Consider the following 23,760-nt stretch of genomic DNA (forward strand, 5'->3'; position numbering starts at 1 on the left):
TCATGGCGCGCCAGCACCCCAGCGCAGCACCGCGGCCTCGCCCGAGGCGGGTCGGCGCAAGACGACCTTGCGCGACGCCTGGGGGAGCACCACCGCTGCCTCCAGACGCTGTAGGCGGGGTATGACCGGCCACAGCGTGACGCGCAGGCTGCGCAGCAGCGCGGGCTGGGCACAACGCCACTGCACGGTGAGCTCGATGTCCGCGTGGCTGTCATTGCCCTCACGCTCATGCTCGACGTCCTGATACTCACGGGTGCAACCCGCCTCCGGGTTGGGCGTGAACCACTCGCCACCGCTGCGCAAGCGCTGCAAGGCTGCGTCATATGCCCTCTTCTCGCGCTCGGTGCGCGGGGCATGCTCAAAGCCCAACACATTGTCCAGCGGCCCATGCACACTGACCTGCAACACGGGCCCGTCTACGGCGAGCTCCAGTTGCGCCACGCCATGGACGTGCGCCCGGTGAGCCTGTGCCAGCGGCGCCGCACACAGCGCCACCCACGCAACGCTTGCAGCGCCCCAGATGCGTACCGCGCGCAATGCGCGGCGTGAAACCGTTTTGCCAACCATGTTGCAGTCACGCTCCTGAGGTTGAGTTGCAGAAAAAAAGGGGGCCCTTGCAAACGAGATGCCGGCCTCTTCGGCGGGTCATTGTGCCGCGCCTGGGCAATCCGACCCCTGCTTCCTAGAATGGTTTCATGCCTAGAACCTTCTCACACTCCTCCTCTCGCCCATCGTCTCGCCAGGCTCCGCCGCGTGGACGAAGCCGCCGTCGCGCCGGTCCGGATGCCGCGACGCTGTTGCAGGGGGCCGGCCTGCGCGTGACACCGGCGCGGGTCGCCGTCTGGGACACGCTGCAATCCAGTGATGCGCCCATGAGCCATGCGGACCTTGAGCAACTGCTGCCCGAAGCAATGGACCGCGTGACGCTTTACCGGACATTGGATCGGCTGCACGATGCCGGGCTGCTGCACCGCAGCGTGGGCGACGACCGCGTGATGCGGTTTGCGCCCCACCAGGTGGAGAGCGTGCACGCGCGCCACGCCCACTTCCGTTGTGACAACTGCGGCCGGCTCTATTGCCTGGACGCCAAACTGCCTCGCAAGCCCGCCTTGCCGGAAGGTTTTGTCGTCGAAGGCGCTGAGTGGACCCTGCACGGCCGCTGTCCACACTGCGACTGACATAACTGCAAAGTCTGCCGCAGCATTTACACGCGGGACTGGAGGGCTTGACCGACGGCGATTTGTTACCCAAAATGGCACTCATTGCATTTTTAGGTAATGAGTCGTGTCGCCTACGCCCAAGTCGCTCATCCTGAACCTCCTGACTGCCGCAGAGGGCGCGCCCCTGTGCGCGAGCGAAGCGGTGGGCGCCGCGAGCCTGTTCGGCATCCGCGAGAACAGCGTGCGGGTGGCCTTCGTACGCTTGGGCGCCGCGGGCCTCATCGAGTCCGCCGGCCGCGGCGCATACAGACTGGGGCCCCAAGCCGCAGGATTGGCCGCAGACCTTTCGCGGTGGCGCCACGCGGAGACCCGCGTGGTGGACTGGGCGGGCGACTGGGTCATGGTCTGTTCCGCCGATCTGGGTCGCAGCGACCGTTCGGCCCTGCGGGTGCGCCAGCGCGCCCTCGCACTTCTGGGCTTTCGGCCACTTACCGCCAGCCTGCACGTGCGGCCAGCCAACCTGGACGGCGGGGCGGCCGGCATCCGGGAACGCCTGCAGCGGCTCGGGCTCGAGCCCGAGGCAGCAGTGTTCATTGCCCACGATCTGGCGCCCGCGCTCGACCAGCAGGCTCGTGGCCTATGGGACGGCCCCGGGCTGAATCGTGCCTACGAAGCCACGCATCGCCAGCTCCGCGACTGGCTGGCGCGCCACGCCGAACTCGACCTTGAGACCGCCGCGCGTGAGTCCTACCTGCTGGGCAACGAAGCGATCCGGCAACTGGTCTTCGATCCGCTGCTTCCCGACCCACTCGTGAACGTGGCGGCGCGCCGCGCCTTCACCGATACGGTGATCGCCTTTGACCGTGCAGGCCATGCCATCTGGCAACGGCTGCTTGACGCCCTACGCCAAGGGCACGGCCTGACGGGCAGCGCAGCAGACAGCGTCATGCCGACACCGGCAAGGCACATCACCCACTGACAACCCGTCAGGCCGCACCCATTCGACCGAGGAGACAACACATGGGCCACAGTGACCCCCACCTCACCGCCACACCGCAGGCGCAAGACCTGCCTGCGCCCACACGCCGCAAGCTCAACGAACTGTTCACACGGGAACAGATGGCATGGCTCACCCAGCGCTCCGACTGGCGGGGCGCCTGGGCCATTGCCTCCACCTGGGGTGTGATTGCGCTGGCCTTCACCGCGCTGGCGCTGTGGCCTGGCGTGCTCACCTTTGTGCTGGCCTCGGCCGTGATCGCCGGCCGCCAGCTGTGCCTGGCCATCCTGCAACACGAAGGCTCGCACGGCACGCTGTTCAAGAACCGCTGGGCCAACGATGTGCTCACCGACTGGCTGTGCGCCCGGCCCATCTGGCAGAACCTGCCCAAGTACAAGGTGCACCACCTGGGCCACCACACCCGCACCGGCACCGATGCCGACCCCGACATCTCGCTGCACGACGGTTACCCGGTCACCCGCCGCTCGCTGGCGCGCAAGATGCTGCGCGACGTCAGCGGCCTGACCGGTCTGAAGATCGCCTACGGTCTGGTGATGATGGATGCAGGCGTGTTCAAGTGGACAGTGGCCAACCACATCGAGCGCCTGCCACAGCAAGGCCGCACCTGGCGCGATGTGGTGGCCTCGCTCGTGGTGAACATGGGCCCGATGGTGCTGACCAACCTGGTGCTGTTCGGCATCCTGGCGGCCACCGGCCACGCCTGGCTGTATTGGGCGTGGGTGCTCGCCTTCTTCACCTTCCTGCCGCTGTTCGTGCGCATCCGCTCGGTGGCCGAGCACGGCTGCCTGGCGCGCACGCCCGACATGTTCCTCAACACGCGCACCACGCGCGCCGGCTGGCTGGCGCGCATGACGGTGGCGCCCGTCAACGTGAACTACCACCTCGAACACCACGTGATGGCGTCTGTGCCGTACTACCGGCTGCCCCAGATGCACCGCTGGCTGCGCGAGAAGCACGCGGCGCCCGTGGCGCCGGGCTACCTCGACGTGCTGCGGCTGGCCAGCAGCGGCAGCAGCCCTGTCAGGACATGATGACCGGCCCGCCCTTGGCCAGCGCGCGCTGGTAAGCCGGGCGGGCTTCCATCTTCTTGAAGTAGGCCTTGATGTGGGGGCACTGGGCCGCCATGTCGCCACGCGACATCAGCGCGGCCACGGCAAAGCTCATCTGGAAATCAGCCAGCGTCAGGCGATCGCCCGCGAACCAGGCCTGCTTGGCCAGGTGCGACTCGATGAAGCCGGCCGCCGCCGTCAGATTTGGGTCGATCAGCTTGGCCTGCACCTGCTGACACAGGATGCGGGCGATCGGGCGCGCGAAAAAGGGCATGGGCTGGGTCGGGATGGTCATGAAGACGAGCTTCATCACCAGCCAGTTCATCAGCGAGCCCTCGGCGTAGTGCATCCAGTAGCGCAGCTGCATGTGCTCGGGCGTGCCGGGCTGGGTCAGCAACTGGGCAGCCTCGCCCTGAGCCTGGGGGCCATAGCGCTCGGCCAGGTATTCGAGGATGGCGCCGGATTCAGCCACCACCAGATCGCCATCGGTGATCACGGGCGACTTGCCCAGCGGGTGGATCTTCTTCAGCTCGGGCGGCGCCAGCTTGGTCTTGGGATCGCGCTTGTACAGCTTGATCTCATAAGGCAGGCCGAGCTCTTCGAGCAGCCACAGCACGCGCTGCGACCGGGAGGTTTCAAGGTGGTGGACGGTGATCATGCCGCGCAGCATACACAGGCTGGGCTGTGCGCGGTGACTGGCCTGCGGGAAGACCGAGGCGCTTCGTCGTGTTCCGTTCTTTCGTCGATTGCCACGCTCTGACGAAAAACCGGAACGTTTTGACCATGGGCTGTTGGTGACGCCGGTGGCACGCGATGCGCCACAAGCTGCTGCGCCCGCCCCTCGGGACCGAACGCATTCGGACCCGGTATCGACGCGGACAGGATGGCCAATAGCCAGCATCCGCCTCACTTGCTGGGTGTAGCGCATTTGTGCTACATTTTTTCATCCGCCTTGTTCATGACGGACGAAAAGGTTTGCCGTGAGTACAACGACCATCCGTATCGAAGACTCGTTAAAGGCGCGCATATCTGCGGCAGCCGAACGCGCGGGCACCACGACGCATGCCTTCATCCTTGAGGCCATCGAGCGAACCGTCGAGCAGGCTGAACAGGAAAAGGAATTCCACGAGTTGGCGGATGCTCGCTGGACACGACTTTTAGAAACCGGGAAGACCGTCTCGTGGGACGAGGCGAAAAGCTACGTTGCCGCGCGCGTGCGTGGTGAGCATCCTTCCAAGCCAACTGCCCGAAAGCCGAAGGGCGCATGACGCGGATCGAGCTTGCGCCCGAGGTTCTGGAGGACTTCGATCGACTCATTGAACATCTGACGAAGTTCGAAGTACCGGACGCAGCGTCGCGCATCACCGAAGTGCTCGATGCAATCCAGATTTTGTCGCATAGCCCTCTCATCGGACGGAGGGTCAAAGGCGGCAAGCGAGAGCTGGTGATCGGTAGAGCATCCCGTGGATACGTCGCGCTGTACCACTACGTAGACGCGATCGATGTGGTCTTCATTCTGGCTGTGCGTGGTCAGCGCGAGTCAGGCTTCAAACGAAAGCAACGACAGTGAGTTCTCGTCAAGAGCCGCGCATGTTGCTTGCGCAACACCGCCAAGCAACCTCTGGCAATTGACCGCTCCTGGCCGAAAGCAGGCTTTGTGAGTCGGTGGGTGAAGGGCCGCAACCGCTGCAAAGCCGCCCGTCGTCCGCCACACATGTTTCAAGCCGCGGAGGTCGGGTGGACAACGCAGCGAGGTAAAGGAGGAGGGGCGGACGCAGTCCGCCCCGGGGGACACGAGCGGAGTTGTCTACCCCACACCCCCACCCAACGCCTGAAACAGCGTGGCGCGGGCCTGCAGTCGGTTGAGGCGGTTCAGCGCCAGGCTGTTCTCGACCTGCCGGCGGCTTTCCTGGGCATCGAGCCAGGTCTTGAGAGCCACGGCGCCTGCGCGGTAGCGGGCTTCGCTCAGACGCTCGGCGTCGCGCGCGGCCTGCGTGGCGGCCAGCAGTTGCTCGCCTTGCACGTCGTACTGCTGCAGGGCAGACAGCGCGTCTTCGACATCGGCCAACGCCTGGTACCAGGTCTGGCGGTATGACCAGACGGCCAGCTCCTGGTCGGCCTGCGCCACGGCGATGTTGCGTTGCATGTCGCGCCACTGCACAAACGGCAGCAGCAGGCCAGCGCCCAGGGTGCCCACCGGGTTGCGCAAGACATCGGCCAGCTCGGTGGATGAGGTGCCCACGCTGCCGGTGAGCGTGAGCGCGGGGTAGAACGCGCGGCGGGTGGCGTCCACCGATGCCACTGTTCGGCGCAGGCGGTGCTCGGCGGCCACGATGTCGGGGCGGCGGGTCAGCAAAGCCGCAGGCAGCCCCGGCGCCACGGGCGGCAGATCGGCCTGCGGCAGTTGTGCCGGTGTGGGCAAGGCCGCACTGGGCTCGCCGCCCAGCAACAGAGCCAGGGCGTGACGCGTTTCGACGCGCTGCTGCAGCCACTGCGTGTGGGCCGCCTGCTGGTTGGCCAGCAGCTGGGTGGCCTGGGCGCGCTCCAGCCCCGAGACCGCGCCGGCCCGGTACTGGGCTTCGACCAGCGCCTGTGTGCGCTCGGCGTAAGCGATGCTCTGGAGGCTGGCATCCACGCGTTGGTTCAGGTAGCCGAGCTGCCAGTACAGCCGGGCCACGGTGGCCGTCAGGGCCAGTGCCACGCCTTGCCGGTCGGCCTCGGTGGCTTCGGCCTCCCACTGGGCGGCATCGCGCGCCGCGGCCAGCCGGCCCCACAGGTCTGCCTCCCAGCTCACGGTGCCGGTCAGGCCATGCTGGCGCACGGTGGCCGCGCCCGATGTCAGCGCGCGGCTTGCGTTCGTGCTGCCCCGCACACTGACAGAGGGCAACTGATCACTGGCTGCCAGCCCCGCCTGCAGCTGCGCCCGCCGAACCCGGATCGCCGCGCGCGCCAGATCGGCGTTGTGTTGTGTGGCCTGCTGCAGCAAGGCAGACAGCGCCGGGTCGCCCAGCGCTTGCCACCAGGCCAAGTCGCCCGGTGCGCCAGCTGGCCGGGCCGCCTCGGCATCGGTGGAGGCTGCTTGCTGCCAGCCTGCCGGCACACGCAGCGCGGGATCGACCGGCGGCGTGGTGCCCGCACAGCCGGTCAGCGCCAGGGCAGCGAGCACGGCCAGCGTGCCCGCAGGGCGCCTGCGCAGCCCATGGCCATGGGTGGTGGTGGCCTGCGGGGCCAGCCGTGTGCTCGTGTGTATGCTCATTTGGCTGTCTGGTCGTGATGCTGTGTGTGCCGGCATGTCCATCGTGGCCTCACTCGCGCGACAGCGCCACGACCGGGTCCAGCAGCGCCGCCCGTCGCGCCGGCAGGAAGCCGAACACCACGCCGATCAGCGACGAGACGGCAAAGGCGGCGACGATGGACGACGCGGAGTAAATCATCTGGAAGGTGCCGCCGATCTGGGCGAACACGACGCCCACGCCCAAGGCCAGCGCGATGCCCAGCACGCCGCCGATCAGGCACACCATCACCGCCTCGATCAGGAACTGGGTCAGGATGTCGCCTTGCCGGGCGCCCACCGCCATACGCACGCCTATCTCCTGCGTCCGCTCGGTCACCGACACCAGCATGATGTTCATCACCCCGATGCCGCCGACGATCAGCGAGATCACCGCGATCGACGAGATCAGCAGCGTCATGGTTTGCGTGGTGCTCTCGATGGTCTGGCGGATGCTGTCGCTGTTGCGGGTGAAAAAATCCTTGGTACCGTGTCGCTGCGTGAGCAACTGCGTAATGCCCTGCTCGGCTGCGGCGGGCGGCGCACTGTCGCTGACGCGCACGGTGATGTTGCGCAGCCAGTACTGGCCGGTGATGCGGCGCATCGCCGTGGTGTAAGGCACCCAGACGTTGAGGTTGTCCGACATCATGAAGCCGCTTTCCTGCGGCGCCGTCACCCCCACGATGCGCACCGGCACCTGCCCCAGAAAGATGACCTCGCCCACCGGGTTCTCGTCATCCTGGAACAGCGCGCGGCGCGTGTTGGGGTCGATCACCGCCTCTTGCGTCTGACGGCGCACGCTGCCGCTGTCAAAGGCCACGCCCGAGGCAATGGTGTAGCCCTTGACCCGAAAGAACTGGTCGCCCACGCCGTTGACGTTGGCCGTCACTTCAACATTGCCGCGGCGCAGGGTCACGCTGGTGCTCACGCTGGGCGAGACACTGTCGACATAGCTCAGCGCCGCCAACGCATCCGCGTCGGCCGGCACGAGCGTGCGGATGCGGGCCGACTGCCGGTCGCCAAAGTTGCGCCCGGGAAAGATGTCGATGGTGTTGGTGCCCATCGCGCTGATGTCCTTGAGCACGCGTTGGCGCGAACCCTCGCCCAGCGCCACCATGGACACCACCGAGGCGATGCCGATGATGATGCCCAACATGGTCAGCAGCGTGCGCAGCCGGTGGCCGGCCATGGCCCGCAGCGCCATCGCAAACGCCTCGGCGAAACGATCCCAGCGGCTGCGCCAGGCCGAGACAACGCGGGCGGGCTGGCGCGGCGTCACCGCGCGCTGTTGCGCGCCATCGCCTGGCTGCCGGGTGTCGGCCACCACATGCCCATCGGCGATCTCGATCACCCGCTGGGCGTGCTGGGCCACCTTGGGATCGTGGGTGACCAGAATCACCGTGTGCCCTTCGGCGTGCAGCTCCTGCAGGATGCGCATGACCTCGGCGCCACTGGCGCTGTCGAGCGCGCCCGTGGGCTCGTCAGCCAGGATCACGTCACCGCCATTCATCAGCGCCCGCGCGATGCTCACGCGCTGCTGCTGCCCACCGGACAGCTGCCCTGGCCGGTTGCCCAGCTTGTCAGCCAGCCCCAGGCGGCCCAGCAAGGCCGCGGCGCGCTCGCGCCGGTGCTGGGCCGTCTGCCCCGCGTAGATGGCCGGGATCTCGACGTTGCCGGCCGCGCTCAGGTTGCCCAGCAGGTGGTAGCGCTGGAAGATGAAGCCGAAATGCTCACGCCGCAGCCGCGCCAGCGCGTCGGGTGTCATCTCGGCCGTGGGCTGCCCGGCCACGCGGTAGCTGCCCCGGCTGGGCCGATCCAGGCAGCCGAGGATGTTCATCAGGGTCGACTTGCCCGAGCCCGAGGCGCCCATGATGGCGACCATCTCGCCGGCCTCGATGCGCAGGTTCACGCCCTTGAGCACGGCGATGACGCCGTCGCCTGAGGGGAACTCGCGCCAGACGTCCCGGACGTCGAGCAGCGCCGGGCGGTCTCCCTTGACCTTGTCGTCCTGCATGGGTCAGAACATCCCCGGCGAGCGACGCATGCCGGCGCCACCGCTGTTGGCAGAGGCATCGCCGACCACCACGCGGTCGCCCTCGGCCAGACCTTCGAGCACCTGAGCCTGCACGCGGTTGTTCAAACCCACCTTGACGCTGCGGCTCACGACCTTCTGTTCCCGAGGCTCGTCGGCCGGGCCTTCGAGCACCTTGACCTCATGACGGCCGGTCTTGCGGTCGTAGCGGCCCAGCGCCGAGGCGGGAATGACCAATGCGTTGTCGATCTTGTCCAGCACGATGGAAACCTGTGCCGTCATGGCCATGCGCAGCTTGCCGTCCGGATTGGGCACCTCGAACAAGCCGTTGTAGTAGATGGCCGCGGTGGTGGACGACGACGAGCTGGTCGCCGTGCGCGTGGTCGCGTCGGCCTGGTCGGCTTGGGTCGAGGGTTCGATGGTGCGCAATTGGGCCTCGTACCGACGCGCCGGCTCGCCCAGAATGGTGAAGTAGACCGGCAGCCCAGGGCGCACGCGCACCACATCGGCCTCCGAGATCTGGGCCTTCACCAGCACGCGATCGAGCTTGGACAGGCGAATCAGCGTGGGCGCGGACTGTGCGGCGTTCACCGTGCGGCCTTCTTCGACCAGCACGGCCGTGACCACGCCGTCCATCGGCGCGGCGATGCGCGTGTAACCCAGGTTCACCCGCGCCGTGTCCATCGAGATCGTGGCCTGGCGGATCTGCGCCTGCAGCACGGCCACTTCGGCCCGTGTGGTGGCCAGCGTGGCTTCGGCCTCATCGAGTTCGGCCTTGGCCGCCGCGTCGGCCTCGAACAGCGCCTTGCGGCGTGCGTGCACGATCTCGGCCTGACGCAGCAAGGCCTCCTTCGCCTTGCGTTGGGCCTCCAGCAATGCCACCTGCGCCTCGGCATTGCGCAGCGTGTTGGTCTGGGTGGTGGAGTCGATCTCGGCGATCAGCTGCCCTTGCCGCACCTGGTCACCCAGTTGCACATGCAGGCGTTTGATCTGGCCCGAGACCTGCGCCCCCACGCTCACGTCTTTTTCGGCCTCGATGGTGCCGGCAGCCAGCACGGTGTCTTCCAACTCGGCGCGGCGCGCCTCGACCGTGATCACCTGGGGCGGCGGTGGGCTCGAAAAGAAGGCTGTCCGGATCCCCCACCCCAGCAGGGCCAGGGCCGCCACCGCGGCAGGCAGGCGCCATGTCCGCCACCACGCTTGTCTGTTCGAGCTTGTCATGTCCAGCAGTGTCCGTCTTGAGGATGTCGCGCAGGCGAAGCCGAGGTTAAGGCCATGTAAAGTCCGCACCATGCAGCCCACCACCCTCGTCACCGGCGCGAGCCAGGGCATCGGCGCCGCCACGGCCCGCCTGCTGGCGCAACAAGGCCACGCCCTGCTCATCCACTACGCCCATCGCCAGGATCTGGCCGAGCAGGTAGCGCAGTCATGCCGCGACCTGGGTGCCCCACACGTCATCATCGCTCAAGCCGACCTGGCCGATGAGGGCGACGTCCACAAACTGTTCGCTGCAGCCGACAGTGCGCTGCCACCCTTGACGGGCCTGGTCAACAACGCCGGCATCATCGACCGCACCGCCCGACTCGACGAAATGGATGGCGCCCGCCTGCAGCGCATGCTGGCCGTCAACGTGCTGGGGCCCATGCTGTGCGCGCGCGAGGCCGTGCGCCGCATGTCCACGCGGCATGGCGGCCACGGCGGCGTGATCGTCAACGTCTCCAGCAGCGCGGTACGCAGTGGTTCACCGGCGATGTATGTCGACTACGCCGCCGCCAAGGGGGCCATCGACGTGTTCACGCAGGGGCTGGCACGCGAGGTGGCGGCCGAAGGCGTGCGCGTGGTGGCAGTGCGGCCCGGCATCACCGATACGGGCATCCACGCCACGGGCGGCGAGCCGGACCGTGCCCAGCGCATGGCCTCGGCGCTGCCCATGGGGCGTGCGGCGCAGCCAGAAGAGGTGGCTCAGGCAATTGCCTGGTTGCTGTCGGATGCGGCCAGCTACACGGCCGCGGCCATCCTGGACGTGACGGGCGGGCGGTGAAGCCATCGCCCGGCGTGCCGCCAGGCGATCAGAACGAGAGCTGGCCAGACAGGTACCAGCCCGCCTGTTTGTCCTTGCCGGCGATGTTGCCCAGGTTCACCCAGGCCAGGGTCAGGCTGCCCAGACGGCCGGGAAACCAGGCAACAAACACATCCCAGGCGTCGTCTTCCTTCAGGAAGGCCGTGCCCTGGTTGTAGGCCAGGTTGTTCGGCTTCATGCGGTATTCGGCGCCCAGCACCAGGTCATCGCGGAGCATCAGCCCCAGGCTGCCTTCAAGCTGCAGGCGGTGTTTCTCGCCGCCTTGCCCGCCGAAGCCGATCAGACCGAACTGGTTGGCGCGGGTCAGGCGCACGGCACCCGACGCAATCAGGTTGCGCCCGGCCGCCGCCCCAAGCCAGAGCTTGGTCGCGGTGGCATAGACGTCGATGTCGCTGGTGGCGCTGGCGCCCAGCGCCTTGACCAGATCCCGGTCCTGCGCCGATTTGTACTGCGCGCCGACGCTGATCTGCGGCATCCACGTGTCCTGGTCATAGACGGCATCGCCAGCCAGCCGCACCTTGACGCTCGCCACATTCATCTCGAGCGAGCGCCCGGGCACCACATCCGCCAACCTGAAGCTCCAGCGCGCCATGCCCAACTCCACACGGTCATGGACGCCCACGGCGGCCCCCACGATGCGCAGCTCGTAGTCGCCCTGGGTCTTCATGCGGGTGACGTAGGCCGAACCACCGATCTGGTTGCTGCTGCCGGTGCCCGTGATGGTGGCCCAGGGTGCCAAGCCGCCGCCCCCTGCCCCTTCGACCTGGCTCACGCCCCAGGTGCCGAGCAGGCGGTCGCCCGCGTGGGCGACTGAGCCCAGCACAGACAAAGCCACCAGGACGCTCACTGGTCTGCCGGCCGCGCCGCGAGGCATGGCCCTGGTTGACCTTCTTCCCACGTGTTCACTTTGCGTCGACAACATCGGGGTTTCCCTTAACAGCCAGAGGGGAGCATCGGCTCCAATTCCGCTTGTATCGTCCGATAACCTGGGAACATGAGCCCTCGTCTGGCCATGATGCCCAAGTCAGCCAAAGGACACGTGATGGTTTTCGCTCACAAACGCCCACTTCTCGACGCATTCCCTCGGCTGGCCTGGGCCACGTGCCTGGCGCTGTCCGTCATGGCTGGCGGCTGCGCCAGCCTGCCGCGCATGGACAGTCGCCCGCTGTATCAACAACTGGGCGGCACCGAGGCGCTGACCCGGATCACCGACCGCACCATGGACCGCGTCTCGACCGACCCGCGCACCCGCCGCACGTTCGACGGCGTGAAGATGAGCACGCTGAAAGCCAGCGTGGCGAGCTACGTCTGCAAGGTGGCCGACGGCCCGTGCACCTACGAAGGCGAAACCATGGCCCGTTCGCACGCCGATCTGGGCATCACCGGCGCCGAGTTCGACCTGATGGTGTCCATGCTGCGCGACGAACTCAACGCAGCGGGTGTCTCCGAAGGCGCCAAGAACGAGCTGCTCAAGCGGTTGGCGCCTTCGCGGCGGGACATCGTCAAGCGCTGAACGCCGACACGGAAAGGCCAACCATGCGACCCACCTCTGTGCATGCGTCGGCCCGACGCGCCGCGTCAGCCTGTCTGCTGGCCCTCTGGGCCGCCTCGGCCCACGGGGCACCGCAAACCATCCAGGTCATCAACTTCGAAGGCCAGCCCCAGGTTGGCGCCGCGGTTTCGGTGATGGTCAGGGGTACGCGTCCCGCCGCACCGCCCGGCACGCTGGCCGAGATGGGCCAACGCCAGCGCGCCTTCGTGCCCGCCTTACTGGTGGTTCAGACCGGCACAGCCGTGAACTTCCCGAACTTCGACACGGTTCGTCACCACGTCTATTCGTTTTCGCCGACCAAGCCCTTCGAGATCAAACTGTACGCCGGCACGCCTGCGGCGCCGGTCGTCTTCGACAAGGCCGGCACCGCCACCCTGGGCTGCAACATCCACGACCGCATGCTGGCCCACATCCACGTGGTTGACACGCCCTTTTTCGGTGTGACCGACGCACTGGGCCGCGTCACGATTGATGTGCCCGACGGCGAGCACCGCGTGCGAGTCTGGATGCCGGCGATGGGCGAAGGCCGGCCCGGGGTGGAACAGGCGCTTCGTACCGCTTCCACGCCGGTGATCGTGCGCCTGGCTGCGCCCTGATGCTTCAGCCCGCCATCAGATAAGCCAGTACATCAGGCCGTTGTGGCGGGGCCAGCAGCTGCAGTGTCAGCGCCACACGGGTTTGCCCGACCGTCAGCCCGCCGGTGGCCGGCCATGGCGCATCGTCTGCCGGCATCACGCCCCCGCGGGCGACGCGCGTGCTGCGCCAGATGGTCACACCCTGCGCCTGGGCGTCCTTCAACGCCGCTTCGAGCGCCTCATGAACGGTGCCATGGCCGGTACACGCCACCACCAGGCCCTTCAACGGCGCATCGGGCTGCGACGCCGCCAGGGCAGCGTGCACCAGCCAGCCATCAGCATCGGCATGGCTGAAGACGCAGGCCACGCGCGGCGGCGTCTGCCTGGCCAGCCAATGCCATAACGGGGGCTGTTCAGCGCGCGCGCCCCAGTTTTCGGCAGCTTGCCAGCCACCGGCCTCATCCCAGAGCGCTGCGGGGGCCGCGCCCCCTCCGTCGAAGGCATCGATGGCGTGGCTGTGTGCCTTGCGCACATCGCGTGCGCGCCACAGGCGCCCGTGCACAGCCACCCAGATGCCGCCCAACCCGGCCGCAGCCAGGCTGGCCACGGCGGCCAGCGCCTGCTCCAGATTGGCAGGGCCATCGGCATCTGCGGCAGTCGCTGGTCGCATCGCCGCCGTCAGCACCACGGGGCGGCGCTGATCATGGAGCACATCCAGCAGGCAAGCGGTTTCTTCCACCGTGTCGGTCCCATGGGTGACCACCACACCACCCACATCCGGCTCGGCCAGATGGCGCGCCAGCGCAGCTGCCAGCGCCTGCCAATGTGCCCACGTCAGATCCTTGCTGTCGATGGCCACCACCTGCTCGGCGCTGGCCTGCCATCCTTCGGGCAGGCGCCGGCCCGCCAGCAAGGCATCCACCGGCAACACCCCAGCCTGGTAACGGCCCTCGGCCATGCCCGCCTGCGCCACCCCGGCAATCGTGCCACCGGTGCCCAAGACCACCACGCGTTGCATCAGCACCCCACCTCGCTCACTAAACCACTGGACAAAACAACAGCCCTGTATAAAATGCCAGACATCGAGACGCTTGTTTCGCCCCGACCGCCCACACCATGGCCAACGATAGCCCCAAACTCACCCCTCGGCAGCAGGAAATCTTCGAGCTGATCCAGCGGGCGATCGCGACCACCGGCGCGCCGCCGACACGGGCCGAAATCGCAGCACAGCTGGGGTTTCGTTCAGTCAACGCCGCTGAAGAACACCTGCAGGCCCTGGCCCGCAAAGGCGTGATCGAACTCGTGGGCGGCACCTCGCGTGGTATTCGCCTCAAGGCCGGCACGCTGCGCGGCCTGCATGACGGACGCCGCGGCAGCAGCCGCAGCGCTGCCGGCCTGGGCACCTCTCTGCCCTTGCCCGGGCTCGAACAACTGGCCCTGCCACTGGTGGGTCGGGTGGCAGCCGGTCAGCCCATCCTGGCGCAGGAACACGTCGAGCAAACCTACTCGGTCGAGCCCAGCCTGTTCGCCCGCAAGCCGGATTACCTTCTGCGTGTGCGCGGCATGAGCATGCGCGACGCCGGCATCCTTGATGGTGATCTGCTGGCCGTGGCGCGTGCGCGCGAGGCTCGCAACGGCCAGATCGTCGTGGCGCGACTGGGCGACGAGGTTACCGTCAAACGTTTTCAACGCAATGCACAAGGCATCGCGCTGCTGCCTGAGAACCCCGATTTCGAGCCCATTGTGGTCGGCCCTGATACGGCCGACTTCGAGCTGGAAGGCTTGGCCGTGGGTCTGATCCGCAACGGCTTCTGAGCGCCCTGTGTTCCCCCACCACGCGGGTGGCGGGCATTCGCATCGTCCACAAGACGCTGCAATCCCGTGTGGTGGCCCTGTCATGAATCCTGCCGAACTTCCCTGATGTCAAAGGAGTTCAACATGATTCACCATTTCGCACGCGCCCTGTTCGTTCGCAGCGCCATGGCTGCACAGGCCTCTGAGGCACAGCCCCCCGCCGCGCGGCCCTCGTCCGGTCAACCGGTGCGCCCGCGCCCCATTACCCCGTGGACGGTCCCGGCAAATCAGGGTGCGCGCGCAACCCCTCCTCAAAAGGCACCTGGCACCCGTGCGGGCGCCAAGGTGGTCGCGTTTCCCGCCGCCAGCGCAGGCGGTCGGGTGCGCATCAGCAGCGACCCCAGCGACGCGCGACGCACCGTGATCAGCGGGCGCTTCGCCGAAGTCTGTGCCGCGCTCGACCGCCTCGTGCGCGAGCAGGAGGCGGCCGCCTGAGCGGCATCAGCCCATGTGCAGGCCGCCGTTGACCGAGAAATCGGCGCCGGTGGCAAAGCCGGCCTCGTCAGAGGCCACCCAGGCCACCATGGAGGCAATTTCCTCCGGCGTACCCAGGCGCTTGACGGGGATCGTGGCCACGATCTTTTCCAGCACGTCGGGACGAATGGCGCGCACCATCTCGGTTCCGATGTAGCCCGGCGACACGGTGTTCACCGTCACACCTTTGTTGGCAACTTCCTGGGCCAGGGCCATCGTGAAGCCGTGCATGCCCGCCTTGGCGGCCGAGTAGTTGGTCTGACCGAACTGGCCCTTTTCGCCGTTGACCGAGCTGATGTTGACGATCCGGCCCCAGCCCCGCTCGACCATGTCGTCGATGACCTGCTTGGTCACATTGAACAGGCTGTTGAGGTTGGTGTCGATCACCGCATCCCAGTCGGCTTTGGTCATCTTGCGGAACATGCCGTCGCGCGTGATGCCGGCGTTGTTGACCAGCACATCGATCGGGCCATGCTCGGCCTTGGCCTTGCGGAAGGCCTCGACCGTCGACTCCCAGTCGGACACATTGCCCACCGAGGCGTAGAACTCGTAGCCGAGCGCCTTCTGCTCGTCCAGCCACTTGTTGTAGTCGCGGCTGGGGCCGCAGCCTGCCAGCACGGTGAAGCCGTCCTTGTGCAGCCGCTGGCAGATGGCCGTGCCAATGCCACCCATGCCACCGGTCACGTACGCTACTTTCTTGCTCATTCAATGCTCCTCAATGAGGTGTTCGTCAGGAGATAGGGCTCAATCACGCTCGATGGTCAGGGCCACGCCCATGCCCCCACCGATGCACAGCGATGCCAGGCCCTTCTTGGCGTCGCGTCGGCGCATTTCATGCAGCAGCGTCACCAGCACACGGCAGCCGGAGGCGCCGATGGGGTGACCGATGGCAATCGCCCCGCCGTTGACGTTGACCTTGCTGGTGTCCCAGCCCATTTCCTTGTGAACCGCGCAGGCCTGGGCCGCGAACGCTTCGTTGATTTCGAGCAGATCCAGGTCGGCTGGCTGCCAGCCCGCGCGCGCCAGGGCCCGGCGAGAAGCAGGCACCGGACCCATGCCCATGGTGGCCGGATCCAGACCCGCGCTGGCGTAAGAAGCGATGCGACCCAGCGGCGTCAGGCCGAGTTCCGCCGCTTTCTTCGCGCTCATCACCATCACGGCGGCCGCGCCGTCGTTGATGCCAGACGCATTGCCCGCCGTCACGCTGCCAGCCTTGTCGAAAGCAGGCCGCAACCCAGCCAACGCTTCCGCGGTGGACTTGCGGTTGATGAACTCGTCGGCGTCGAACACGATCGGGTCGCCCTTCTTCTGCGGGATCACCACGGGCACGATCTCATCCTTGAAGCGGCCGGCTTCCTGCGCCGCAGCGGCCTTCTGCTGCGAGGCCAGCGCCAGCGCGTCCTGCTCCTCGCGGGTGATGCCGTACTGTTTCGCCACGTTTTCTGCGGTGATGCCCATGTGGTACTGGTTGTACACGTCCCACAGGCCGTCGTTGATCATGGTATCCACCATCTGCCAGTTGCCCATGCGCATGCCATCACGCGAGTTGGGTACGACATGGGGCGACAGACTCATGTTTTCCTGGCCGCCAGCGATCACGATCTCGGCATCACCATCGCGGATGGCCTGGACGGCCAGCATCACGGCCTTCAGGCCGGAACCGCAGACCTTGTTGATCGTCATGGCCGGCACGCCGTTGGGCAAGCCGGACTTGATGACGGCCTGGCGCGCCGGGTTCTGCCCGCAGCCGGCCTGCAGCACCTGGCCCAGGATCACTTCGCTGATCTGCTCGCCCGGCACGCCGGTGCGCTTGAGCAGATCCTGGATGACGATGGCGCCAAGCTCGGCCGCTGGGGTCTTGGCGAGGGTGCCGCCAAATTTGCCCACTGCGGTGCGGGACGCTGCAACGATGACGATGTCGGTCATGGATTTTCTCCTTCAGTCGTACACATGCCTGCCCGCCTTGTGGGTGGGTCAGGCCTTCTTCAACACATAACGCCCGGGTGCGGGCTCGATGGGTCGGTGGGCCGCGCTGCCGGGTTGGCGGGGGGCGGCCACCTTGGCGCCAGATTGGCGCGCCAGCCATTCTGCCCACACCGGCCACCAGCTCCCTGGTTGCTCCTGAGCGGAGGCAAACCACTCCTTGGCCGTGGCCGGCAAGGCGCGCACGCCCGGGCCAGTCAGCCAGTGGCTGCGCTTTTTCTTTTCAGGCGGGTTGATCACGCCGGCGATGTGGCCGGAAGCACCCAGCACGAAGGTCACGTCGCCCGAGACCAGCTGGGTCGAGGCATAGGCCCCCTCCCACGGCACGATGTGGTCTTCGCGTGAGCCATAGATGAACACCGGCATGTCCAGCACGCCGAAGTCCACCGGCTCGCCGCAGACGGTGGTGGACCCGGGCTTGCACAGCCTGTTCTCAAGGTAGGTGTGGCGCAGATACCAGGCGTACATGGGGCCCGGCAGATTGGTGCTGTCGCTGTTCCAGTAGAGCAGGTCGAACGCCGGGGGCATCTCGCCCTTGAGGTAGTTGCCCACCACGTAGTTCCACACCAGGTCGTTGGCGCGCAGGAACGAGAAGGTGGCCGCCAGTTCGGCGCCGCGCATCAGCCCGCCGCCTCGAGGGCTGTCGGGCCCCAGCGTCATCTCGCGCATGCGCACCATGGCCTCGTCAACGAAGACGTCCATGATGCCGGTGTCGGCAAAGTCCAGGAAGGTGGTCAGCAGGGTCAGGCTGGCCACGGGCTTGCGCCCCTTGGCGGCCAGCACGGCCAGCGCAGTGGCGATGAGAGTGCCGCCCACGCAAAAGCCCAGGGCGTTGATCTGCGGGGTGCCGGCGATCTCGCGGGTAACATCAATGGCGCGGATCACGCCCTCTTCGATGTAGTCATCCCATGTGACCTTGGACAGCGACTCGTCGGCATTGACCCAGCTCACCATGAACACGCGGTGGCCCTGCGACAGCAGGTAGCGCACCACCGAGTTGTCAGGCTGCAGATCGAGGATGTAGTACTTGTTGATGCAAGGCGGCACCATCAGGAAGGGCACGGCGTGCACCTTGTCCGTCAGCGGCTTGTACTCGATCAACTGGAACAGGCGGTTCTCGAAGACCACCGTGCCTTCGGTGGTGGCCACGTTGCGGCCCACTTCGAAGACGCGCTCGTCGGTCTGCGACATGTGGCCCTGCTTGAGGTCGTGCATCAGATGCTGCAGCCCTTGCTGCAGGCTCTCGCCCTTGGTCTCGATCGCCTTCTTGAGCACCTCGGGGTTGAAGGCGAGGTAGTTGGCCGGTGAAGCAGCATCGGCCCACTGCTGGACGGCGAAGCGCACGCGCTGGCGGGCCTTCTCATCGCCCTGAAGCGATTCGGCCAGGCGCTGCAACGTCTGGGCGTTGAGCAGGTACACGGCGGCCATGAAGGAGCTGACCTTGCTGTCGCGCCAGGCGGGCGCAGCGAAACGTTTGTCGTTCAAGCCGATGTCAGCCGATTGCGCCAGGGCCTGGTTCCACAGTTCGGTGACCTGCTTGAGGTAGTCGTCCTGAATGGCCTTGAGCTTGTCGGAGGGCACGGTCAGGCCCGCGACCGATTTCAGTGTCTCGGCCATGCTGCTGCCGATGGCCGCCATGGCTTCGCCAAGGTTGCCTGGCAGCCCCGAGAGACCCGGCACGCCCGTCAGACCGGGCAGGCCGCCGGGCATTTGAGGCGGGAAGGCCTTCATCCAATCCTGCCAGGTGGGCAGGCCGGCTGCAGGCTTCACGAAGGCAGCCCAATCTGGCAACGCCTGCGCACCGAACGCGGCACCGGCGGTCTGGAAGGCCTCGCGCGCCGAAGCCTGTGGCGCAGCCGACGCCTCTGGCCCAGGGGCCGCGGAGGGCGTGGCAGATGTCGACGCCTTCACGCCCGGCTTGGCCCGACTGCGCCCCGCGGCGGTCTTGCGGGAAGCCGTCTTGCTGGGGGTGCCGCTGCCAGCGCGCACGCGCGGGGTGTCTGCCATATGTCTCCTTCGTGTTGCGTATATCGCCACAGACCGAAAAGCTTACCCGTGGCATGTTGCCGTATTCTGACGCCATGTCAGCGCGCCGGGCGCATGTCGCAGCATCCTCACGACATTCCCGCACGTTCGGACGCCGGGGCGGGCTTGTTTGTACATGGCCTGCGGGAAAGCAACCTCAGTGCCAACATCAGGATTTCGCATGTGGATCGTCGCCATCGCCTGGATGTACGTGGCCGTGATGATGACGTTGGCTGAAGCCACGCATCCTCAGGGCAGCATCCTCGGCGCCATCATCACTTTCCTTTTCTACGGCCTGGCGCCCGTGGCCATCGTGATGTACATCCTTGGCACGCCTGCGCGGCGTCGCGCTCGCCGGGCGGCCGAAGCCCGCGAACTCGCGCTGGCTGCTGCCACCGAGGCCCCCTCACTGCCTGCCGATGGCAGCGGCCTGCCTGCCGGTGACCCCATCGCGGCGGAAAGAAAAGAACCGGGCGGGGTCTGAGACCGTGCAATCGCCTTGCGCGTGGATGTGACGCACGCCCAGGCGGCCCAGCCGCGCATGCGCGAGGGCATGCAGATCTGCGCGCCACTTGGGTGCCTCCCCCCCGTTTAGCAGGCGAAACGCCGGATGCGGCTCTTGCTGCCCCACACCAAAGGCTTCGAGCACCGGTGCTCCGACCTCGAAGGCCGTCGGCCCGATGCAGGGCCCGAGCCACACAGTGATGTCGGCCGGCTCACAGCCAGCCAGTTCGCACAGCGCCGGCACGCCGGTCTCCAGGATGCCCTGCCCCGCCATCTCGCCTGCCCCCGACAAGCCTCGCCATCCCGCGTGCAGCGCTCCCACGGCGCGGCCTTCGGGCGCCGCCATGAGTACTGGCAGGCAATCAGCCACCATCACGACGCATCCAACGCCGCGCTCGGCCGTGATGGCACCGTCGGCAGGCTGGGCACGCAAGGTCTGTGCGTCAACCGTCAGCACCCGGTTGCCGTGGACCTGGTCCAGCCAGACACACGACATGCCCAGTCGCCGCTCAAACTCGGCGCGGTTGCGCTGCACGGCCAGCGGATCGTCGCCCACATGCAGCCCGAGGTTGCTGGTGGCATATGGCGCCACGCTGTGCCCGCCGGCACGGGCGCTGCTGAGGCTGCTCACACCGGGCAGCTGCGCCAGCGGACGCAGCCAGCCTGCAGGCAGCGGCTGGTCGGAAAGACGGGTGGGCGCAAGAGACATGGCAAACGTGCAACGGGCGCTGGCGGAACCCATGGAAGGGGCACCGCTATGATTGTGCGCGATGCGTGGTCCACATGCCTACCGATCCCCTCTTCCGCTGGCACGGCATGCGTGTGCACATGGCCGCCTGCCGGAATGGCTGACAGCGCCCGGCTCGCTGACGGCGCGACTGCGTCGGCATGGCACCGTGCGGGTTCAGGTTCTGACGCAGGGAACACGGCGCCTGTGGGCGCATGAGCGGGGCGTTCTGGGCGTCGCGCATGGCCACGTGCGCGAGGTGGTTCTGTGGCTGGATGCCCGGCCTGCTGTCTGGGCGCGCAGTGCCACACGGCTCGCCGATGCGCGGGGCCCCTGGCGCGCCATACGCGGCCTGGGCAACCGGCCGCTGGCCGAAGTGCTGTTCAATGGCGCGGGCATCCGCCGGGATCCGCTGCATGTGCATCGCTGGCCCATGACAGGCCCGGAGCATGGTCGTTGCCGTCGTCAATGGGCTGCGCTGCCCGGCCCGACGGACGACGACGCGCCAGTCTGGGGCCGCAGCTCGGTGTTCCGCCACCGCGGCGCACCGCTGCTCGTCACCGAGTGCTTTGCCGCCGCGCTGTCCCGGTTGTCAGCGCTGCCCGACGGTTGAGCCCGGGGTCTTGCCCTACACTGCCTGCATGTTTTTTACCCGGCGCATCGAACACTGTCAGGTCTGTGGCACCCCGGTCGAGCACAAGGTGCCCGAGGGGGACAACCGCGACCGGGCCATCTGCCCGGGCTGCGGCCACATCCACTACGTCAATCCGCTGAATGTGGTGGGCACCCTGCCCGTCTGGGAAGACCGGGTGCTGCTGTGCCGCCGCAACATCGAACCCCGCAAGGGCTTCTGGACGTTGCCAGCCGGCTTCATGGAGCTGGGGGAAACCACCGAAGAGGGCGCCAGGCGCGAAACAGACGAAGAAGCCGGCGCGCGCATCGAGATGCTGGGGCTGTACTGCGTGCTCAATGTGGTGAGCGCCGGGCAGGTACACCTGTTCTACAGGGCGCGGCTGCTCGATAACGATTTTGATCCCGGCCCGGAGACGATCGAGGCCCGGCTGTTCCGGGAGGAAGAGATTCCCTGGGACGAACTGGCCTTCCGAACGGTGCGCATGACGCTGGAGCGTTACTTCGCCGAACGACAGGCCGGTCAATTTGGCGTGTATTGCGCCGATATCCGCTGAAGCGCCCAGAAAACCGATTCAGTCAACCGCATTGGTCGAACCCTGGGCGTGGTCCCCGACAAGCGCAGCATGAACCCTGTAGACGCCCCCGAACCCGCGGACACCGCCACGGCCGAGCCCCGGCTGCGCGATGACCTCATCACGCCCGACCCGCTGCTGGACTGCCTCGTCGAGGTGGCGCGCCTGCACGGCCAAGTGGCCAGCCGGGCCGCCTTGTCCGCCGGGCTGCCGCTCGAGCGCGGCGCACTGCCCTTGTCGCTGGCCGAGCGGGCAGCAGAACGAGCCGGGCTGACCACCCGCCTTCAGCGCCAGGCACTCACCGAGATCGACGCCGCCACACTGCCAGCCATCCTGCTGCTCCAGGGCCAGCAGGCCTGCGTGCTGCTGTCGCGAGAAGGCGCGCGCTGCAAGGTGCTGCTGCCCGAGACCGGCCAGGGCGCCGTGTCGATGGAGCTGAGTGCCCTGCAGGCGCGCTACAGCGGCGTGACCCTGTTCGTTCGCCCCCATTTCCGGCTCGACGAACGCACGCCACGCCCCCGCCCGCAGGCGGCCGACCACTGGTTCTGGGGCCCGGTGAAGGCCCAGCGCTTCGTCTACCGCGATGTGTTGTGGGCCGCGCTGCTGATCAACCTGTTCGCGCTGGCCCTGCCGCTGTTCTCCATGAACGTTTATGACCGTGTGGTGCCCAACCATGCGGTCGAAACGCTGTGGGTGCTGGCCATTGGCGTGGTACTGGTGCTGGGCAGCGACCTGTTCATGAAGCTGCTGCGCAGCCACTTCGTCGATGAAGCCAGCGCGCGCATCGACGTGCTGATCTCGTCGCGGCTGATGGAACGCGTGCTGGGCATGCGGCTGGAGAACCGGCCCCTGTCGGTCGGCTCATTTGCGTCCAACCTGCGAGGCTTCGAGCAGGTGCGTGACTTCATTGCCTCCAGCACCGTGACGGCGCTGGTCGACCTGCCCTTTGCCCTGCTCTTCCTGCTGGTGATGGCGTGGATCTCGCCCTGGCTGATCATCCCTGTGGTGCTGGTCTTCGTCAGCATCCTGGTGATGGGCTACATCGCACAGCACCGCCTCCATGAGTTGTCGCAAAGCACCTACCAGGCTGCCGCCCAGCGTAACGCCACGCTGGTCGAGAGCCTGACCGGCATCGAGACCATCAAGACGCAAGGCGCTGAACACCAGATCCAGGCCCGCTGGGAGCGGGCCAACCAGTTCCTGGCCACCTTGAACGTGCGCATGCGCCGGCTGTCATCCGGCTCGGTGTATGCGGCGGCCACGCTGCAACAACTGGCCACGGTGAGCATCGTGCTGATCGGCGTGTACCTGATCAGTGATCGGCAACTGACCATGGGCGGTCTGATCGCCTCCACCATGCTGGCCGGGCGGGCGCTGGCACCAGCCGGCCAGATCGTGGGACTGCTGATGCAGTACCAGGGCGCGCGCACCGCGCTCGAATCGCTCAACCAGATCATGGCCAAGGATGTCGAGCGCGAGGCCTCCCAGCGTCGCCTTGAGCGCGCCGAACTGAAGGGGGCCATCGAGTTCCGCCATGTGTCTTTCAGCTATCCCGGCCGTCAGGACGCCTCGGTACAGGACGTCAGCTTCAAGCTGCAGCCTGGCGAGAAGGTCGCCTTCATCGGCAAGGTCGGCTCCGGCAAGACCACGCTGCAGAAGCTGCTGCTGGGCCTGTACGCACCCAGCGAGGGGGCCGTGCTGCTCGACGGCATTGACCTGCGACAGCTCGACCCGGCCGACGTGCGCCGCAACATGGCCCATGTCTCGCAGGATGTGCAGCTGTTCTACGGCTCGCTGCGCGACAACATCGCATTCGGCATGCCGCACGCCCGCGACGATGCCATCTTCGCCGCCGCCGAAGTGGCCGGTCTGAGCGAGTTCGTCTCGCGCCACCCGCAGGGCTTCGACATGCCGGTGGGTGAGCGCGGCGAGCTGCTCTCGGGCGGCCAGAGGCAGAGCGTGGGCATTGCGCGTGCCGTGCTGCACAACGCACCCATCCTGCTCCTGGACGAACCCACCAGCGCCATGGACTTCTCGACCGAGGCTTTCGTGACACAGCAGCTGCAGCGTTTCTGCCAGAACAAGACCGTGGTGCTGGTCACCCACCGCACGTCCATGCTGTCGTTCGTGGACCGCGTGATCGTGATCGACCAGGGCCGCGTCGTGGCAGACGGCCCACGCGACCGCATCATGCAGGCGCTGGCCGCCGGCCGCATCGCCCGCGCATCGTGATGAGAACCCGAAGGATCAC

General features: G+C 67.2%; 25 protein-coding genes. 14 read left to right on the top strand and 11 right to left on the bottom strand.

Annotated features, from left to right (window positions below):
- Positions 1 to 567, bottom strand: coding sequence for a ZrgA family zinc uptake protein (locus GTZ97_RS15405; protein ID WP_161651658.1), 567 nt, complete (start codon positions 565 to 567; stop codon positions 1 to 3).
- A gap of 128 nt (positions 568 to 695) precedes the next feature.
- On the opposite strand from GTZ97_RS15405, the gene GTZ97_RS15410 reads away from it, so the two are divergent.
- The 3 genes from GTZ97_RS15410 (at position 696) to GTZ97_RS15420 (ending at position 3,209) form a co-directional block, all read left to right on the top strand.
- Positions 696 to 1,178, top strand: a complete 483-nt coding sequence (locus tag GTZ97_RS15410; protein ID WP_161651660.1) for a Fur family transcriptional regulator — start codon at positions 696 to 698, stop codon at positions 1,176 to 1,178.
- A 106-nt stretch (positions 1,179 to 1,284) separates the two neighbouring features.
- Entirely contained in the window at positions 1,285 to 2,139 is an 855-nt protein-coding gene (locus GTZ97_RS15415; RefSeq protein ID WP_161651662.1) for a PaaX family transcriptional regulator C-terminal domain-containing protein, read from the top strand.
- A 140-nt stretch (positions 2,140 to 2,279) separates the two neighbouring features.
- A complete protein-coding gene (locus GTZ97_RS15420) occupies positions 2,280 to 3,209 on the top strand; it encodes a fatty acid desaturase family protein (protein WP_407926747.1) in 930 nt (309 codons plus the stop codon).
- On the opposite strand, the gene GTZ97_RS15425 is transcribed toward GTZ97_RS15420, so the two are convergent.
- Positions 3,199 to 3,885: a glutathione S-transferase family protein gene (locus GTZ97_RS15425; RefSeq protein ID WP_161651666.1), complete on the bottom strand. Its 687-nt coding sequence runs from the start codon at positions 3,883 to 3,885 to the stop codon at positions 3,199 to 3,201. The genes GTZ97_RS15420 and GTZ97_RS15425 overlap by 11 nt on opposite strands.
- A 322-nt stretch (positions 3,886 to 4,207) precedes the next feature.
- Here GTZ97_RS15425 and GTZ97_RS15430 point away from each other — a divergent pair, with 322 nt between their 5' ends.
- Both GTZ97_RS15430 and GTZ97_RS15435 read left to right on the top strand, forming a co-directional pair.
- Positions 4,208 to 4,495, top strand: coding sequence for a CopG family ribbon-helix-helix protein (locus GTZ97_RS15430; RefSeq protein ID WP_161651668.1), 288 nt, complete (start codon positions 4,208 to 4,210; stop codon positions 4,493 to 4,495).
- A complete protein-coding gene (locus tag GTZ97_RS15435; protein WP_161651670.1) occupies positions 4,492 to 4,797 on the top strand; it encodes a type II toxin-antitoxin system RelE/ParE family toxin in 306 nt (101 codons plus the stop codon). Before GTZ97_RS15430 ends, GTZ97_RS15435 begins: the two co-directional genes overlap by 4 nt.
- Before the next feature lie 237 nt (positions 4,798 to 5,034).
- Here GTZ97_RS15435 and GTZ97_RS15440 read toward each other — a convergent pair whose 3' ends face one another.
- Genes GTZ97_RS15440 through GTZ97_RS15450 form a run of 3 tightly spaced genes read right to left on the bottom strand, consistent with a single transcriptional unit; the run spans position 5,035 to position 9,751 of the window.
- A complete protein-coding gene (locus tag GTZ97_RS15440; protein WP_161651672.1) occupies positions 5,035 to 6,483 on the bottom strand; it encodes an efflux transporter outer membrane subunit in 1,449 nt (482 codons plus the stop codon).
- Positions 6,484 to 6,532: 49 nt separating this feature from the next.
- Positions 6,533 to 8,512: a MacB family efflux pump subunit gene (locus GTZ97_RS15445; protein ID WP_161651674.1), complete on the bottom strand. Its 1,980-nt coding sequence runs from the start codon at positions 8,510 to 8,512 to the stop codon at positions 6,533 to 6,535.
- A gap of 3 nt (positions 8,513 to 8,515) precedes the next feature.
- A complete protein-coding gene (locus tag GTZ97_RS15450) occupies positions 8,516 to 9,751 on the bottom strand; it encodes an efflux RND transporter periplasmic adaptor subunit (RefSeq protein ID WP_161651676.1) in 1,236 nt (411 codons plus the stop codon).
- Between the two features lie 70 nt (positions 9,752 to 9,821).
- On the opposite strand from GTZ97_RS15450, the gene GTZ97_RS15455 reads away from it, so the two are divergent.
- Positions 9,822 to 10,571 carry an SDR family oxidoreductase gene (locus tag GTZ97_RS15455; RefSeq protein ID WP_161651677.1) on the top strand — a complete coding sequence of 250 codons (750 nt, stop codon included), beginning with the start codon at positions 9,822 to 9,824 and terminating at the stop codon, positions 10,569 to 10,571.
- Positions 10,572 to 10,599: 28 nt separating this feature from the next.
- Here GTZ97_RS15455 and GTZ97_RS15460 read toward each other — a convergent pair whose 3' ends face one another.
- A complete protein-coding gene (locus GTZ97_RS15460; protein WP_201748310.1) occupies positions 10,600 to 11,445 on the bottom strand; it encodes a DUF3034 family protein in 846 nt (281 codons plus the stop codon).
- A 159-nt stretch (positions 11,446 to 11,604) separates the two neighbouring features.
- Between GTZ97_RS15460 and GTZ97_RS15465 the strand changes: the two genes are divergently transcribed.
- On the top strand, positions 11,605 to 12,123 hold the full coding sequence (locus tag GTZ97_RS15465) for a group I truncated hemoglobin (RefSeq protein ID WP_201748311.1): 519 nt from the start codon (positions 11,605 to 11,607) through the stop codon (positions 12,121 to 12,123).
- Positions 12,124 to 12,146: 23 nt separating this feature from the next.
- A complete protein-coding gene (locus GTZ97_RS15470; protein WP_161651681.1) occupies positions 12,147 to 12,758 on the top strand; it encodes a methylamine utilization protein in 612 nt (203 codons plus the stop codon).
- Between the two features lie 4 nt (positions 12,759 to 12,762).
- Here GTZ97_RS15470 and GTZ97_RS15475 read toward each other — a convergent pair whose 3' ends face one another.
- Positions 12,763 to 13,755: an asparaginase gene (locus GTZ97_RS15475; RefSeq protein WP_161651683.1), complete on the bottom strand. Its 993-nt coding sequence runs from the start codon at positions 13,753 to 13,755 to the stop codon at positions 12,763 to 12,765.
- A gap of 98 nt (positions 13,756 to 13,853) precedes the next feature.
- Between GTZ97_RS15475 and lexA the strand changes: the two genes are divergently transcribed.
- Together lexA and GTZ97_RS15485 are read left to right on the top strand one after the other, a co-directional pair.
- Entirely contained in the window at positions 13,854 to 14,552 is a 699-nt protein-coding gene (lexA, locus tag GTZ97_RS15480) for a transcriptional repressor LexA (RefSeq protein ID WP_161651686.1), read from the top strand.
- Between the two features lie 123 nt (positions 14,553 to 14,675).
- Positions 14,676 to 15,026, top strand: coding sequence for a hypothetical protein (locus GTZ97_RS15485; protein ID WP_161651688.1), 351 nt, complete (start codon positions 14,676 to 14,678; stop codon positions 15,024 to 15,026).
- A gap of 6 nt (positions 15,027 to 15,032) precedes the next feature.
- On the opposite strand, the gene GTZ97_RS15490 is transcribed toward GTZ97_RS15485, so the two are convergent.
- Genes GTZ97_RS15490 through GTZ97_RS15500 form a run of 3 tightly spaced genes read right to left on the bottom strand, consistent with a single transcriptional unit; the run spans position 15,033 to position 18,686 of the window.
- A complete protein-coding gene (locus tag GTZ97_RS15490) occupies positions 15,033 to 15,770 on the bottom strand; it encodes a 3-ketoacyl-ACP reductase (protein ID WP_161651690.1) in 738 nt (245 codons plus the stop codon).
- 39 nt (positions 15,771 to 15,809) lie between these two features.
- The gene (locus GTZ97_RS15495; protein WP_161651693.1) at positions 15,810 to 16,991 is read right to left on the bottom strand and encodes an acetyl-CoA C-acetyltransferase; all 1,182 of its coding nucleotides are present in this window, start codon (positions 16,989 to 16,991) and stop codon (positions 15,810 to 15,812) included.
- Positions 16,992 to 17,039: 48 nt separating this feature from the next.
- The gene (locus tag GTZ97_RS15500; protein ID WP_407926748.1) at positions 17,040 to 18,686 is read right to left on the bottom strand and encodes a PHA/PHB synthase family protein; all 1,647 of its coding nucleotides are present in this window, start codon (positions 18,684 to 18,686) and stop codon (positions 17,040 to 17,042) included.
- A gap of 568 nt (positions 18,687 to 19,254) precedes the next feature.
- Here GTZ97_RS15500 and GTZ97_RS15505 point away from each other — a divergent pair.
- Positions 19,255 to 19,557 carry a hypothetical protein gene (locus tag GTZ97_RS15505; protein ID WP_161651695.1) on the top strand — a complete coding sequence of 101 codons (303 nt, stop codon included), beginning with the start codon at positions 19,255 to 19,257 and terminating at the stop codon, positions 19,555 to 19,557.
- Here GTZ97_RS15505 and pgeF read toward each other — a convergent pair.
- Positions 19,480 to 20,286: a peptidoglycan editing factor PgeF gene (pgeF, locus tag GTZ97_RS15510; RefSeq protein ID WP_161651697.1), complete on the bottom strand. Its 807-nt coding sequence runs from the start codon at positions 20,284 to 20,286 to the stop codon at positions 19,480 to 19,482. The two genes, GTZ97_RS15505 and pgeF, sit on opposite strands and share 78 nt — an antisense overlap.
- 61 nt (positions 20,287 to 20,347) lie before the next feature.
- Between pgeF and GTZ97_RS15515 the strand changes: the two genes are divergently transcribed.
- The 3 genes from GTZ97_RS15515 (at position 20,348) to GTZ97_RS15525 (ending at position 23,741) form a co-directional block, all read left to right on the top strand.
- Positions 20,348 to 20,917: a chorismate--pyruvate lyase family protein gene (locus tag GTZ97_RS15515; protein WP_161651699.1), complete on the top strand. Its 570-nt coding sequence runs from the start codon at positions 20,348 to 20,350 to the stop codon at positions 20,915 to 20,917.
- 28 nt (positions 20,918 to 20,945) lie between these two features.
- Complete coding sequence (locus GTZ97_RS15520) at positions 20,946 to 21,491, top strand: NUDIX hydrolase (RefSeq protein ID WP_161651701.1); 546 nt, start codon at positions 20,946 to 20,948, stop codon at positions 21,489 to 21,491.
- A 69-nt stretch (positions 21,492 to 21,560) separates the two neighbouring features.
- Positions 21,561 to 23,741, top strand: a complete 2,181-nt coding sequence (locus GTZ97_RS15525) for a type I secretion system permease/ATPase (RefSeq protein WP_161651703.1) — start codon at positions 21,561 to 21,563, stop codon at positions 23,739 to 23,741.
- The last annotated feature ends 19 nt before the right edge of the window (positions 23,742 to 23,760 follow it).

Source organism: Aquabacterium fontiphilum (assembly GCF_009909205.1).
GTDB lineage: Bacteria > Pseudomonadota > Gammaproteobacteria > Burkholderiales > Burkholderiaceae_C > Aquabacterium > Aquabacterium fontiphilum.